This is a genomic window from Saccharothrix sp. S26 (genome assembly GCF_021390395.1).
GTDB lineage: Bacteria > Actinomycetota > Actinomycetes > Mycobacteriales > Pseudonocardiaceae > Actinosynnema.
In genome coordinates this window covers 198,718-212,509 of sequence record NZ_JAJUWT010000018.1, presented here as the reverse complement: position 1 = coordinate 212,509, position 13,792 = coordinate 198,718, and the positions used below count along the sequence as shown (strand labels likewise).

Annotated in this window: 12 protein-coding genes; 7 read left to right on the top strand and 5 right to left on the bottom strand. The window is 67.3% G+C overall.

Translation table 11 applies throughout. The annotated features are described in order from the left end of the window. The first annotated feature begins 24 nt into the window (after positions 1-24). From LZG04_RS27905 to LZG04_RS27895, 3 genes are all read left to right on the top strand, one after another. Complete coding sequence (locus LZG04_RS27905) at positions 25-1,755, top strand: AIPR family protein (RefSeq protein WP_233822293.1); 1,731 nt, start codon at positions 25-27, stop codon at positions 1,753-1,755. Between the two features lie 559 nt (positions 1,756-2,314). Continuing rightward, on the top strand, positions 2,315-2,608 hold the full coding sequence (locus tag LZG04_RS27900; protein WP_233822291.1) for a transposase: 294 nt from the start codon (positions 2,315-2,317) through the stop codon (positions 2,606-2,608). Then, entirely contained in the window at positions 2,605-3,480 is an 876-nt protein-coding gene (locus LZG04_RS27895; protein ID WP_233822289.1) for an IS3 family transposase, read from the top strand. Before LZG04_RS27900 ends, LZG04_RS27895 begins: the two co-directional genes overlap by 4 nt. 132 nt (positions 3,481-3,612) lie before the next feature. Here the strand turns inward: LZG04_RS27895 and LZG04_RS27890 are convergent, their stop codons facing one another. After that, positions 3,613-3,912 carry an integrase core domain-containing protein gene (locus LZG04_RS27890; protein WP_308199350.1) on the bottom strand — a complete coding sequence of 100 codons (300 nt, stop codon included), beginning with the start codon at positions 3,910-3,912 and terminating at the stop codon, positions 3,613-3,615. 123 nt (positions 3,913-4,035) lie between these two features. Here LZG04_RS27890 and LZG04_RS27885 point away from each other — a divergent pair, with 123 nt between their 5' ends. The 3 genes from LZG04_RS27885 to LZG04_RS27875 all read left to right on the top strand — a co-directional run bounded on the left by LZG04_RS27885 (position 4,036) and on the right by LZG04_RS27875 (position 8,013). After that, on the top strand, positions 4,036-4,356 hold the full coding sequence (locus LZG04_RS27885; RefSeq protein WP_233822285.1) for a hypothetical protein: 321 nt from the start codon (positions 4,036-4,038) through the stop codon (positions 4,354-4,356). 345 nt (positions 4,357-4,701) lie between these two features. Continuing rightward, positions 4,702-5,505: an ABC transporter ATP-binding protein gene (locus LZG04_RS27880; protein ID WP_267938089.1), complete on the top strand. Its 804-nt coding sequence runs from the start codon at positions 4,702-4,704 to the stop codon at positions 5,503-5,505. Between the two features lie 3 nt (positions 5,506-5,508). Beyond that, positions 5,509-8,013 carry an ABC transporter permease gene (locus LZG04_RS27875; RefSeq protein ID WP_233822281.1) on the top strand — a complete coding sequence of 835 codons (2,505 nt, stop codon included), beginning with the start codon at positions 5,509-5,511 and terminating at the stop codon, positions 8,011-8,013. A 376-nt stretch (positions 8,014-8,389) separates the two neighbouring features. Here LZG04_RS27875 and LZG04_RS27870 read toward each other — a convergent pair whose 3' ends face one another. The 4 genes from LZG04_RS27870 to LZG04_RS27855 form a co-directional block, all read right to left on the bottom strand. Further along, positions 8,390-9,046, bottom strand: coding sequence for a response regulator transcription factor (locus LZG04_RS27870; protein ID WP_233822279.1), 657 nt, complete (start codon positions 9,044-9,046; stop codon positions 8,390-8,392). Then, complete coding sequence (locus LZG04_RS27865) at positions 9,034-10,227, bottom strand: sensor histidine kinase (protein WP_233822277.1); 1,194 nt, start codon at positions 10,225-10,227, stop codon at positions 9,034-9,036. Before LZG04_RS27865 ends, LZG04_RS27870 begins: the two co-directional genes overlap by 13 nt. A gap of 541 nt (positions 10,228-10,768) precedes the next feature. Next, complete coding sequence (locus tag LZG04_RS42005) at positions 10,769-11,095, bottom strand: GNAT family protein (RefSeq protein ID WP_308199349.1); 327 nt, start codon at positions 11,093-11,095, stop codon at positions 10,769-10,771. Positions 11,096-11,200: 105 nt separating this feature from the next. Next, complete coding sequence (locus LZG04_RS27855) at positions 11,201-11,869, bottom strand: TetR/AcrR family transcriptional regulator (protein WP_233822273.1); 669 nt, start codon at positions 11,867-11,869, stop codon at positions 11,201-11,203. 94 nt (positions 11,870-11,963) lie between these two features. Here LZG04_RS27855 and LZG04_RS27850 point away from each other — a divergent pair, with 94 nt between their 5' ends. After that, positions 11,964-12,917 carry a zinc-binding dehydrogenase gene (locus tag LZG04_RS27850; RefSeq protein ID WP_233822270.1) on the top strand — a complete coding sequence of 318 codons (954 nt, stop codon included), beginning with the start codon at positions 11,964-11,966 and terminating at the stop codon, positions 12,915-12,917. Positions 12,918-13,792 lie beyond the last annotated feature (875 nt).

Below are 13,792 nucleotides of genomic sequence, written 5' to 3'. Positions count from 1 at the left end.
GCTCAGCGAGGAAAGGCCACCGCGATGGACCGGATCATCACCGGACTGGTTGACGAGTTCCAGAAGAACTACGCCCTCGCCGAGCTGACCGAGAGCGAGGTGTTCGAGGCGTTCGCCGCGTATTGCGTGCTGAACTCGTACTACGAAGAGGACTTCAACCCGGACGAGTTCCGCACGGGCGGTGGCAACGACCTCGGCATCGACGCGCTCGCCGTGCTCGTCAACGGCATCCTGCTCCAGGACTCCACCGACGTCCGCGCTCACATCGAGCGATCTCGACGGGTGGACGTGCAGATCGTCGTGATCCAGGCGAAAACCACCGCGGGGTTCGAGGCCCGGGTGATCTCCGACCTGGCTGACAACCTCAGCCACATCACCGGTACCGGCAGCCTGCCCTACGCGGCTTCCGAGGACATCGTCAACTTCCGGGAATGTCTGGAGGCGGTGTACGGCAATATCGCGAAGCTGTCGGGTGCGCTGCCAGAACTCCACGTCCACTACGTCACGACCGGCGATCGTGTCGCCGACATGGTGGCGAGCAAGGCGGCGTCGGCCAGTGAGCGTCTGCGTGGCCTTGGCAGGTTCGAACGGGTCGAGTTCCGCTGCGTAACCCGCGACGACCTGCGGCAGTTGTACCGACGGGCGACAACGAAGGTGGCGGTCCAATTCCCGATGCCGCGCAAGATGTCGCTGCCGAAGGTGTCGGACGTCGAACAGGCGTTACTCGGTTTGCTGTCGGCACGGGACCTGGTGATGCGGATACTGGTCGATGAGTCGGGCAGGCTGCGTAAAACGTTGTTCCACGGTAACGTTCGTGATTATCTCGGTGACGAGAATCCGGTAAACCGAGAGATAGCGAACACTCTGCGTGATCCATCGCGACGTGAGAGATTTGCTGTGCTGAACAACGGCATCACGATTGTCACACGTGGTTTGCACGTCGTGGGTGACGACGTCTACCTGGATGACTTCGAGATCGTGAACGGGTGCCAGACCTGTCACGTGCTGTTCGAGCACCGGGACGAGTTGACCGACAATGTGCAGGTGAGCGTGCGAATCGTGCACTCGCACGACGAGGACGTCATCAACGGCATCGTCGGCGCCACCAACCGCCAAACCACCATCAGTGAAGAAGACCTCACGATCCGCGAGAGTTTCCACCGGCTCCTGGAGGACTATTTCGGTCACAGTCGGGATCCAGAGCGCAGGCTATTCTACGAACGTCGAACCAAGCAGTACGCGCACCACAGGGTCGAAAAGACTCGCATCATCACTCGCGCACAATTAATCCGCTCCTACACGGCCATGTTTTTGGGTGAACCGACCCGTCGTGGCCAGTATCGATCGTTGATCTCGTCCGACAGCGGGAACCTGTTCGCCGAAGGTCACCAACCGGTCGTCTATTACACCGCGGCCGCCGCCTTCTATCGTTTGGACTGGTTGCTGCGCAACGGACGAATCCCGAAGAACTATGCGCCCTACCGCTTCCACATTCTGAGCGCGATCAAGCTTCGCGTGTTGGGTCGGGCCCCGATCCAGCACACGTCCCGCACCGCGGAGCGCGAGTGCCAGCGGATCCTCGACGTCATGTGGGACAAGGCAGCTGCGGAAGGCATGGTCTTGAACCTGCTGACGCCGTTACAACGCGCGATAGACGCCGAGCAATCCGAAGGCGTAGCCGCGCGGGAACTGGCGAGAACCCAACGCTTCACCAAACGCGTCAGCAGTGAAATACTTAGCCCGACGTCCCCCTGACCGCGCTGCGCAGGCCTGGACCGTGGCTGATGTGATGATCGTCAGCAGGAGCATGATCGGCTTACAGACAAGCGCAACTGACTGCAGTAGTAGTTCGGGCGGCTCAATCGGAGACTCCTTTACTCGACCAGTTACACTGGTCATCGACCTGGAGAACAGGACCAAGCACGCCGCTCAGTCGTTCTGCGACTGGGGGTCAAGGGGTCGCAGGTTCAAATTCTGTCGTCTCGACGGCCAAGAGGGTCTTCGCAGGTCAGACGCTGCGAAGACCCTCTTTTGTGATCTTGGTTTGTTCTTCGAGGTCGAGCGCGCCGCTCGACGACTCCTTGACTCTTCGTTTCGTATCATCTCGGGTCACCATCCGGGTCGGTTTACCTGGCCGAACGCGGTGTTGTTCGGCGCGAGGGACGGCGTATCGACCCCTTGACTGGTGGCTGACCGAAGTAAAGCGGTCGGTCGACTGAGTCGAGCCGCGGTCAAGGGGAGACCGACAGTAAGGTTTTCCCCTTGAGCCGGACACCTTGATCCCAGACAGCGCTCTGGGGGAAGGATGTCCTCCGTGTCAGGAAAGTCGAAGTACCCCGAGCAGTTCCGCAGGGACGCCGTCGCGTTGGCCCGTTCCTCGGAACGGCCGTTGCGGCAGGTCGCCCGCGAGCTGGGCGTGAACCACGAGACGCTGCGCAACTGGGTCCGCACCGCCGAACAGGCCCAGGCCGCCCCGTCGGCGGGCGGCGTGTCGGCCGATGAGCGCCAAGAGCTGCGGGAACTGCGCAAGCGCGTGGCCGAACTGGAACTCGAGAAGGACATCCTGCGCAAGGCGGCCGCGTATTTTGCCAAGGAGATGGGTCGTTGACCCGCAGCTACCGGTTCATCTCCGAGCACCGCGCCGTCTTCGGCGTCACCCGGCTGTGCAGGGTCCTGGGCGTGCGGCGCCCGGGCTTTTACGAATGGCTCGCCGCCGCCCCTACCAAGGCGCGGCGGGCCGAGGCGGACGAGCGCCTGGCCGCCGGGATCGGGCAGGTCCACGCCGGTGACAGGGGCGCCTACGGGCGTCCGCGGATCGTCGTCGCGCTGCGCCGCCGGGTGAACCACAAACGGATCGGGCGGGTCATGCGCGAGCGCGGGATCGTCGGCCTCACCCGCAGACGCCGCAGGTCACTGACCAGACCCGACGCGGTCGCGGCGCCGGTGCCCGACCTGATCGGCCGCGACTTCACCGCCCCGACGCCGGGCAGGCGGCTGGTCGGGGACATCACCTACCTGCCCACGCGGGAAAGCTGGCTCTACCTGGCTACGGTGATCGACCTGCACAACCGCGAGGTGATCGGACACGCGATGGCCGACCACATGCGCGCCGAACTGGTCCGCGACGCCCTCGACCTCGCCATTCGACGCGGCCTGACCAGCGAAAACGTCATATTCCACGCCGACCGCGGCTCGCAATACACCTCCGGACTGTTCCGCACCACGCTCGCCGGGCACGGCATCCGTCCATCGGTTGGACGGACCGGGTCGTGCTTCGACAACGCGGTCGCGGAGTCGTTCTTCGCCACCCTCAAGACCGAGATCGGCACCACCGTCTGGGACACCCGCGACGACTCCCGACACGACGTGTTCGCCTACCTGGGCTACTACAACCACGACCGTCTACATTCGACACTTGGCTACCACACCCCGCACGAAGCCCGTGTCGGCTATCGTCAAGGCCTCGCCCTCGTGGCATGAAATCCGATGTCCGGTCATCGGGGACAACCTCAAATTGCCGCAGAGACATGCCCTGATCACCCGAACGTCAGCGGCGAGACCCCGCCAGCGTTTCAGTAGACGTGTGCTTGCCGAAAATGTCGTCCGTGCAGGTCAGGGGGCGTGATGGTACTCGTTGAGGATTCCGCCCAGTCGTTGCCGTCGGCGGACGTCGAGTCGGGTGACCGCTGCTTGATCGGTGACGGCTGGTGGTAGGGCGCGTAGTGGGCGGGCGTTGTCGATGCCTTGGTGGGGGCGGTGGGTGTTGTAGAACTGCTCGTACTGGCGTAGCGCGTGGAGTAGGTGCTGTTGGTTCCAGATGAGGGTGCGGTCGAGGAGTTCGCGTCGGCAGCTGCGGATCCAGCGTTCCGTGATCGCGTTCATGCGCGGTATCCGGACACCGGTGAGGAGGATCTGGACACCGGCGTCGGCGAGGACCGCGTCGAACAGGGCGGGGAACTTTCCATCCCGGTCGCGGATCGCTCACCTCCGCTCCCTGCGGTCCGCAAGGGCCTGAGCCGCGCAAGGAGAAACGGGATGCCAGACGCGTTCTCGTCCCCCGAGTACCAACCGAACCAGCAGTTCCCGTACAACTCCTCACCTTCGTACGCCACTTACCCCTGGGAGCCGCCGCCCGCCCCGCCCGCGCGGGCACGCCGGCCGCGCCACCACGCGCTGGGGCAGCACAGCGACATCCGCCTGCTGCGCAGCGCCTACCGCTGGCAGCGCCGCGTGGCCACCCTCACGGCGCTCGGCTACTTCGTGCTGTCCCTCCTGCTCTCCGCGTTCGTCACCTCCCTCATGACACCCGGACATGGTCACAACACCGTGACAGCCTGGCTCTACCAGCGACGATGACTTTTCGAGCGGCACGGGGAACGATGTTCTCCGCCTGCAGGCCGTTCTGCTCTGCGTGCTTCCAGCCTTGCTGGACTCATGGAAGCCCTGAGCAGCGATGTTCGGGCAGTGGGCGAAGACGTCAGTGCCTTGGTGCACTGGATCAGCCGGATCTTGAGGCCGCGGCGGCTGATGTCACACCGATGGCGTCCGCGTTCGTCGGATCCGGGTCGACGTCGGCGCCACGGAGCGGGCAGGTGCAGCCTGCGCTACCAAGAACCGCCCGCAGCCTGGGTCGTTTCGGCCGACGAGCGACATTACGGTTCTGTCCTGGAAATCAAAGAATAGGACCTCGGGTTTATTGTGATGTCAATCCATGATGTACAGACTGATGGATCTTCTGGTGCGGGCGTAGCCAGTTCCGCGTCGGCGGTGCGGGTTCAGGGCCTGAAGAAGGTCTACGGCACGGGACCGCAGGCGGTGACTGCGCTTGCGAGCGTCGACGTGATGTTCGAGCGGGGTACGTTCACGGCGGTGATGGGGCCGTCGGGTTCGGGCAAGAGCACGTTGCTGCAGACGGCGGCGGGGCTGGACCAGCCGACCGGCGGCCAGGTGTGGGTCGGTGACACGGAGTTGTCGCGACTGTCCGAGACGGAGCTGACGAAGCTGCGGCGCTCGAAGATCGGGTTCGTTTTTCAGGCGTTCAACCTCATCGGAGCGTTGACGGTGCAGGAGAACATCGTGTTGCCGTTGCAGTTGTCGGGAAAACGCGCCGATGCCACGTGGGTGCGGCAGGTCGTCGACCGGGTCGGGTTGACCGAGCGGTTGGCGCACCGGCCGTCGGAGCTGTCCGGCGGTCAGCAGCAGCGGGTCGCGATCGCGCGGGCGTTGGCGACGCGCCCCGAGGTCATCTTCTGCGACGAACCGACCGGTGCCCTGGACACTCAGACCGCGGGCGAGGTGCTGAGTCTGCTGCGTTCGGTGGTGGACGAGGCGGGACAGACGGTGATCATGGTGACGCATGATCCCGTGGCGGCGTCGTATGCGGATCGTGTGATGGTGCTGGCCGACGGCCGGATCGTGCACGACATGCCGCAGCCGGGTGCGGAGCGCATCGCGGAGCACCTGGCGTCGCTGGGTCGTCGCCCTCGCATGACGCAGGAGCGCTGACCGATGCTGAAGCTGGCCGCGAAGATGCTGCGCTACCGCATGGGCAGCGCGGTCGCCACCCTGCTGGCCTTGACGGCCGGAGTGGTGCTCTTGATGTCGATGGGACTTCTGGTGGAGTCCGGCCTGCGGTTCGAGGCCGCGCCGAAGCGTTACGCCGCAACAGACGTTGTTGTTGCCCATCGCGACATCACGGTCACGACTAGCGGCGAGGAGAAGGTCACCGTAGAGCTGCCTGAAGGGGGCACCGTCCCGACCTCGATGGTCGAACGGCTCCGGCAGGTACCGGGTGTGGCCACGGTTGTGGGGGACACGTCGGTGACGGCGATCCTGGAGAACGGCGGGGCCACCGGGCACGGGTGGAGCAGCACGGTGCTCACCCCCTACGAGCTGGTCTCGGGTGCCGAACCGAAGAAGGGTGAGGAAGTCGCGCTGGATGAACGCCTGGCCGGCTCGACAGCGCCCGGCGACGAGGTCCCGATCCTGGTGGACGGGACGGCCCGCGTCTACCGGATCAGTGGCCTCGTGCGCAATGCCGGCCCACGGCCGGCTCCTGACGCGTTGCCTGCGGTGTTCTTCACTGACGAGCACGCGGCGGCCGTGTACCCGCGGCAGGGCCGGGTCGACGCTGTCGGCGTCATTGCCGAGCCCGGTGCGTCCAGTGCCGCAGTGGTCGCCGACGTACGCGAGCTGGCCACCGAGGCCGGAGCCAAGGCATACGCCGGCGCCGAGCGCGGGTTGCTGGAACAGTCCGCGGATGCGGCGGCCGGCCGGATGCTGGTCCAGCTCGGCACTGTCTTCGGCGGGTACGTGGCGCTGCTGGTGATGTTCGTCGTGGCCGGAACCATCGGCCTCGCGGTCCGGCACAGACGACGCGACCTCGCCTTGCTCCGGGCAGTCGCCGCCACGCCCGGCCAGATCACCCGGTTGATCCTCATCGAGGTGGGGCTGCTCAGTCTGCTGTCGGTCGTGATCGGCGTGCCCTCGGGCTGGTTCGCCATCCGATGGCTGCGCGGGGAACTGGTCGACCACGAGTTCATCCCGGACACGTTCCCGTTCAGCGGCGGTGTGCTGACCGCGGTCGCGGTGGTGGTGGCGACGATAGCGGTGGCGGTGGGTGCCGCGCTGATCGCCGTCCGTCGGACGGTGCTGATCCGCCCGACGGAGGCACTCGGCGAGATCGCTGTGGAACCCCGCCGGAACAGCAAGATCCGCTTGTTTTCCGGGTTCGTCGCCTTGGCCGGTGGTGTTTTCCTGACCACGCTCACCACTGCGCTGAAGGGGACCGCTGCCCTCGGCACCGCGATAGGCGTGCTGTTCGTGCTCGTCCTCGCGGTCGCGCTGCTCGCCCCCTGGATCAACCGGGTGGCCGCCCGGCTGCTCGGCCCGGTGCTGCGTGTGGTGTGGGGCGACAGCGGTTACCTCGCCGCGGCGAACCTGCGCGCCAACGCCCAAAGCATGGTCACCGTGCTGACCGCACTGGTGCTGTCGGTTGGCCTCGGTGGCTCGATCTGGTTCCTCCAGGACAACCAGCAGCGAGCGGCCGTTGAGCAGAGCCGTGACGGGATGCTCGCCCAACACGCCGTGATCTCCGCCGCAGGTCTGCCTGACTCCGCCCTCACGGAAATCCGCGGGATTCCCGGCGTGGTGGCCGCCACCGGAGTGCGTAATACCTCGATCATCCCCACCGGGGGAGAGGACGCCAGCGGTGTGCAGGCGATCGATCCGGCCGGCGCCGAGCTCACGATGGACCTCCGGGTGCGCAGCGGCAGCTTGGCCGACCTGCGCGGCCCCGCCATGGCGGTGTCAACCTTGCAAGCCGATTCCAACGGCTGGGAGATCGGCGAGCAGGTCGAGGTGTGGCTCGGCGACGGCACACCGGCCACCCTGCGCGTCGTCGCGATCTACGACCGGGGCATGGGTTTCGGCGACGCTACCGTCGCCAAGGACGTCATCGACGGCCACACCGCCGCCACCGGCTACGAGCGGATCCTCGTCCGCAGCGAACCGGGCACTGACATCACCACCGCCCTGGCCGACGTCGCCGCCCGGCACCCCGGTAGCACCGTGACGAGCACCGCCAGCCTCACCGGCCAGCTCGCCGACGATCTGGAGCTGGGATCCTGGTTGAACAAGCTGCTGGTCGGCATCATGGTCGGCTACGCCGCCCTGGCCGCCGCCAACATCATGGTCATGGCCGCCCTCACCCGTGGCCGTGAACTGGCTCTGTTGCGCTTGGTCGGCGTCACCCGCAAGCAGGTGAAGAGAATGGTTCACGCGGAACAGACCGGCCTGCTTGGCGTTTCCCTGCTGATCGGTGGAACCATCGCCGCGATCACATTGGTGTCGGTGGTACGCACCCTCACCGGGCGGACCGTGCCCTACGTTCCCACGCTGGGATGGGTGTCCATCATCGGCGGCACGACGCTACTGGCCCTGCTCACCACCGTCCTGCCCATCGCGCGACTGCTCCGAATTCCGCCGATCGCCGGTATCGGCGTCAAAGAGTAACGATCGCCTGGGGCAGCAGACCGTCCCGATCCGGCTGAACGACGACCGAAGGGCGTCCGCACCGCGAGGACGCCCTTCGGTCGTCGTCGTCAAGCGTCTGGACGACGAGGACGCTGACGACGGTGTTCGAAGCCTGCGCCACAGGCCCGAGTCGTTCGACTCACCGCCAGCTCCGGGTTCGCTCCGCGTCCGCAATCCGTGTGGAGCTCGGTTCGCACTCGCAGCGCTGGAGCCAATCGCTCGGCCAGGACAACGCAGCCACGTCTTCACGCTTCCGAGGTGCTCCGAGCCAGTCGGCTGAAGGCCGGAGAGGCTACGGTCGATCGCTGCGGCGTGACGCCGCTCTGCGCTCGCCGCGGTGGCCGACGAACCGTCGTTACTTCGGTCCGCTGCCCTCGAGGTAGCGCAGGACCGCGGTGACGCGCCGATCGGCCCGGTCGTCGGGTGCGAGGTCGAGTTTCGCGAAGATGCTGCGGATGTGCTTGTGCACTCCGCCTTCGGTGATGACGAGCTTCTCGGCGATGGCGGTGTTGCCGAGTCCTTGCGCCATGAGCGCGAGCACGTCGCGTTCCCTGGGGCTCAGCCGGCCCAGCGCGCTGGTGTGCGGGTTTCGGGCCAGCAGCTGACCGACGACTTCGGGGTCCACGGCGGTGCCTCCGGCGGCCACCCGGTGCAGGGCGGTCAGGAACTCGTCGACCCGCCCCACCCGTTCCTTCAGCATGTAGCCGAGCCGGCCGGCGCCGGCGGCCAGCAGTTCGGTGGCGAACGTCTGCTCCACATACGCCGAGAGCACGAGCACTGCGAGACCTGGCCGCCGGCGGCGGGCTTCGACCGCTGCCACGATCCCCTCGTCGGTGTGGGTGGGCGGCATCCGCACGTCGACGATGGCGACGTCCGGCTCGTGCTCGGCCACCGCGGCCAGGAACGATCCCGGCGTGTCCGCGGTGGCCACCACGTCGAGCGACTCGGCGCGCAACAACAGCGCCAAACCCTCGCGCAGCAACGGGTCGTCCTCGGCGATCACGATCCGCACGGCAACTCCACTCGCATCGATGTCGGCCCGCCGGCCGGGCTGTCAAGGGTGAAGCGCCCGTCGTATGCCTCGATCCGCCGGCGGATACCCGCCAGACCCGACCCGCCGGTCTCGTCCGCGCCACCCCGGCCGTCGTCACAGATCCGCAGCAGCAGCCGGCTGCCCTGCCTGGTCACCTCCACCACGGCTTTCGTGGCGCCGCTGTGCTTGGTCACGTTGGACAGGGCCTCTGCCACCACGAAGTACGCGGTGGCCTCGACGGAGGCGGCGCACCGGCCCGGTACGTCCACCACCAACTCACACGGCACGCCGCAGCTGCTCGCGAGGCCGTCCAGGGCGCCGGCGAGCCCGCGGTCGGCCAGCACCGGGGGCAGGATGCTGCGCGCCACCGCACGCAGCTCGGCAAGTGCCTGTTCGGCGGCGTCCTGAGCTCGGTCCAGCGCGGAATGGGCCGCGGCGGGGTCGCGGTCCACGGCCCGCCGCACGGCGCCGAGCAGCACGTTCACCGCGACTAGTCGGTTCTGCGTGCCGTCGTGCAGCGACCGCTCGATGCGGCGCAGCTCGGCGGCGTGCGCGTCGAGAGCGGCGGCGCGGGTAGCGGTCAACTCGACGACCCGCAACGAGAGGTCGGCGCCCGCGGGGGGCGCCAGCAGGTGCCGGCCCGGCCACTCCTGCGCCCGGGCGAGAGCCGGCCCGAGCGCGATGATGAAGGCGCCGCAGAGCACGCCGGTGGCTCCGACGGTCAAGGGACCCGTGATGGTCCAGAAGAGGAAGCTGGGGGAGTTGTCCTCGGGCGGCAGCAAGTGGTACCAGAACGGGTACGTCGTGTTCTGCAGCATCATGGCCGGCAACGAGAGCCCGATGAACCCGGCGGCGAAGCCGGCTGTGGCGTGCAGCAACAGCCATGCCAGCTCACGTCGCACCGTCACGTCGCGCAGCGCGGCCCGCGCCCGGTGCGGCACGAGGCCGGGGCCGAGAACATCGAGCCGGGCCCGTTCCCGGTTCGCGACCGCCCGCAGCACACTCAGAGCGGAGGGCACCAGGACAATGCCGACACCAACGCAGCTGAGCAGCACGACCACGCCGATCCAGACGAGCACGGCCATTGCGAGCAACGCGGTCGCCAGGCCGCCTATCAGGCGCGCAACGGCATCGAGCGACGCCCACAGGCGCCGCGACACCCGAGTCATTCCACCTCCCGAGCCCGGACCCTATCCGATCGGCAGACTCCACATCGGACCGAGTCGACCCACCCTCCGTCGCCCACCCACCTGGGCAAGCTGGTGGCTGTCACGAGGTCGTCTGTGTCGAGAAGTCGGACGGACGTGCTCAGGCCGTCGACGCCTGGCGCCGAACAATCGCGAGCCGCATGGAATCGTGGATCCACGGCAGAACGTAATGTCGTCCGCTGGTCAGAGCGACCCAGACTGCAGGTGGTTCTTGGTAGCGCAGGCTGTACCTTTCGCTCGGCGGCGGCGATGCCGGCCCGGTTCGACGAGCACGAACGCCGTCGACGCAGCGGAGGGGGACACCGTGCGTTGTTACGTCCGCACAATCCCGGCGGTCGTGGCGGCAGCTGTTCGCCGTCAGCGGCGGTAGGTGGAGCCGGCCGCCGCCGGACATGGGCCAGTGGGGCAACAGCGGCCGGATCCCTCTCCGCGCACGTCGATACAAGTGCGACGGAGTCCGCCGCTTGAGCCGAGGATGGCTCGAGCAGCCCTATCAGTCGTCCGACCCGGATGCGAGCGGTCGGACGCGGGAGAACATCTCCACGTCGGACCGTCGCCCAGCCACGGCCTGCCAGTTGCGCAGCAGTCCTTCCCGAACGAACCCTGCGCTGAGCGCCACTTGCTTCGACGGTTCGTTCCACGGCTCGATGCACAGCTCGACGCGCCAGCTGCCGAGCTGGTCGAACGCCCAGTCGGCGAGTCCGGCCACAGCCTCGCGAACCAGCCCTCGGCCGCGCGCCGACGGCAGAACCCAATAGCCGAGCCCGACCCGGCCGAGGTCGAGAACCCGGCGACCCTGCCGAAGGGTAAATACCGCCACTTTGCGGCCAAGACCAGTCGGGAGAGGTGGCAACCTCGGCGATCACGCCAGGCGTTCGAGCGCACGATGTTGACCGGACGGCTTCGTGCCGGACGGGTGGGTGAGTCATCCTCCCTGGTTGGCCGGTGCGACACCAGTGAGGGTGAGGCTGCCGGGAATGGCGGCGAAGGCCGCGAGCGTGTCGGTGGCGAGGTGCTCAACGGTCGGGTCTTGCGGCCGGTCCGCCCAGGTCTCCAGCGCGCGGTGGAACGCGGCGGCGAGGATGTCCAGCGCCAGGCGGGGGCGTAGGTCGTGTGGGTCGAGCCCGAACCTGCGGTGCAGGACGTCGAGGGCGGCGCGGACGGTGACTCCGCAGAAGTACAGGCAGTGCGCCTCGATCGCCGGAGTCCTGCCGGCCAGCCGTGTGCAGGACAGCAGCCGGTGCGCCCAGTCGCCGGTGTTCATAGTCCGCATCGCGGCGAGCACGGCGTCTTGCAGCACCTGCAGGATCGAGCGTTTCGCATCCACCGGCCGGGTTTCCAGCTCGGCGATGAACGCCTTCCACATGTCCTCGTACGGAGCCATCGCCACTTCTTCCTTGCTGGCGAAGGTGCGGAAGAACGTGCGCTTGGACACCTCCACCCGGTCGCACAGCTCGTCCAGCGTCACGCTGTCGAAATCACGTTGCGTGAACAGGCGCAGCGCGGTGTCGACGAGCGCCTCGCGTGTGCGCTGTTTCTTGCGCTCCCGCAGCGTCGGCCGTGGGCCGGGAGGCGACACGGAGTCGATGTCCATGCGGCGATCTTACCTCGATGCCATATGCCGCTTGAAAGCAAACGCCACTCAGTGGCAAGGTGGTGCGGAACGATCACCGAACCGGGAGGCACCTATGCGAGCCCTGCTCCTCGACCACTCCGCACCCGGCCACCTCCGGCTCGGCTCGGTTTCCGACCCGGAGCCGGCCGCCGACGAGGCTGTCGTCCGTGTGATCGCCAGCTCCGTCAACCCCGGTGACCTTTACCTGGACGCCGCTCCGGAGGGCAGCGTGCCTGGTTACGACGCCGCCGGGGTCGTCGTGCGGGCGGCGGCGGACGGCTCGGGTCCAGCTGTCGGCACACCGGTGGTGACGCTCGGCTTCGCCGGCGGGTGGGCCGAGCTTCGCGCGGTCCGGACCGATTGGATCGGCGTCGCCCCGGCCGGCGCCGACCTCGCCGCCGTCAGCACGGTTCCGGTGGCGGGTACCAGTGCGCTGCGCGCGCTGCACAGGCTGGGCCCGATTCTCGGCCGCCGAGTTCTCGTGACCGGTGCCACGGGTGCGGTGGGCCGATACGCCGTGCAACTGTCCCGACTCGGCGGCGCCTACGTAGTGGCCTCCACCGGTGACCCGGACGCGAACGGTGACCAGTTGCGGGCACTGGGCGCCGATGAGGTGGTCCGCGAGCCAGGAGACCTCGACGAACCAGTCGCCGGCGTCATCGACGTGGTCGGTGGTGAACGCATGGTGCAGGCGTACGAGAGACTCGCGGAAGACGGCGTTCTGGTGTCGGTCGGGCACATGAGTGGCGGAGGGGAGCACTTCCCCGCCTTGGCCTTCTCCGGTCACGACGGCCGGAACAACCGCAGCATCACCTCCTTCTTCCTGGGCGCCTGCGCCGGACTGTCCACAGACCTGTCCTGGTTGGCCGCGCGGGTCACGGACGGCACCCTGAGCCCAGGCATCTCCCGGCGCGAGGATTGGAAGAACGCGGGCACGGCCATTCAGGCGCTCGTAGAAGGCCGCGACCGCGGCAAGCTGATCCTCGACATCGGCCAGCACGCTCAGGTAGGACACCGCCCGCTGTAATGGCCGTGCGGATGACGTGCCATGCGTCCGGTCCCACACCAGTGGCGTGAGGCACCGGTCGACCATGCCCGCGCCCTCGATCGACATCACCACTACACCAGGACCGCCGGTCACCGGATCCTCACGACCGGGCTTGTGATCTGGTGGTCACGTCGTCGCGGCACCGCTACGCACGACCGATGCCTTCAGTGAACTGCTCGGCGCCCACAGATGCTCAGCGCGTGCGAAATGGTTCGGGTGATCCGAAACCTTCCGAGCCATGCCGAACCTGATTCATCGCACGGACGGCATCCCCAGCTCCGCCAGCCGACAGCCCGCTTGTCCGCTCCGGCTGGTTGAGCCGGTACTGAGTGATCGCCAAACCCGACATCGGGCGACGTCCTCAGCGGGCGATCCCTTTGAGAGTCTCGGCGTTGCGGCCGACTGGACAGTTCCGACAGCGTTTCTCGACCAGCCTGGTAACGAACAGCCGATGCACTCTTCTCTCCCGCGCACACCCGCTCCTGCAACGAAGACTGTCCCGCCTGCGCGATACCCGCTGGCTGCGCGGCAACCGTCTGGTCCGGACGGCGTCGTCGCGGGCCACCGGAAACCGCCCAAGGCTGGCCAAGCCGGACCTCATCCCATCAGCACAACTCCACATCGGACCGAGTCGACCTGCCCGCCATCGCTCACCCACCAGGGCAAGAGAAGCCCGCGCTTGGGGGTGCCACCACTACCTCGGTTGTTCAGCAAGCTGGATTGTCCACTCCGGAGGAGATGAGGAGCCTGGAGTCAGTCGGTCACAGCAAGACTGACATCCGTGGAACCCAGGAGTTGTCTGCCTTGTTCACATCCTCTTCCCGCCGATATCGACCTTCCTCGGGGTATCGCCG

What these genes read in the sequence shown, in the direction of transcription:
- LZG04_RS27905 (WP_233822293.1), top strand. Translation starts at nt 25, where the DNA reads ATGGACCGGATCATCACCGGACTGGTTGACGAGTTCCAGAAGAACTAC.
- LZG04_RS27885 (WP_233822285.1), top strand. Translation starts at nt 4,036, where the DNA reads ATGCCAGACGCGTTCTCGTCCCCCGAGTACCAACCGAACCAGCAGTTC.
- LZG04_RS27880 (WP_267938089.1), top strand. Translation starts at nt 4,702, where the DNA reads ATGTCAATCCATGATGTACAGACTGATGGATCTTCTGGTGCGGGCGTA.
- LZG04_RS27875 (WP_233822281.1), top strand. Translation starts at nt 5,509, where the DNA reads ATGCTGAAGCTGGCCGCGAAGATGCTGCGCTACCGCATGGGCAGCGCG.
- LZG04_RS27855 (WP_233822273.1), bottom strand. Translation starts at nt 11,869, where the DNA reads ATGGACATCGACTCCGTGTCGCCTCCCGGCCCACGGCCGACGCTGCGG.
- LZG04_RS27850 (WP_233822270.1), top strand. Translation starts at nt 11,964, where the DNA reads ATGCGAGCCCTGCTCCTCGACCACTCCGCACCCGGCCACCTCCGGCTC.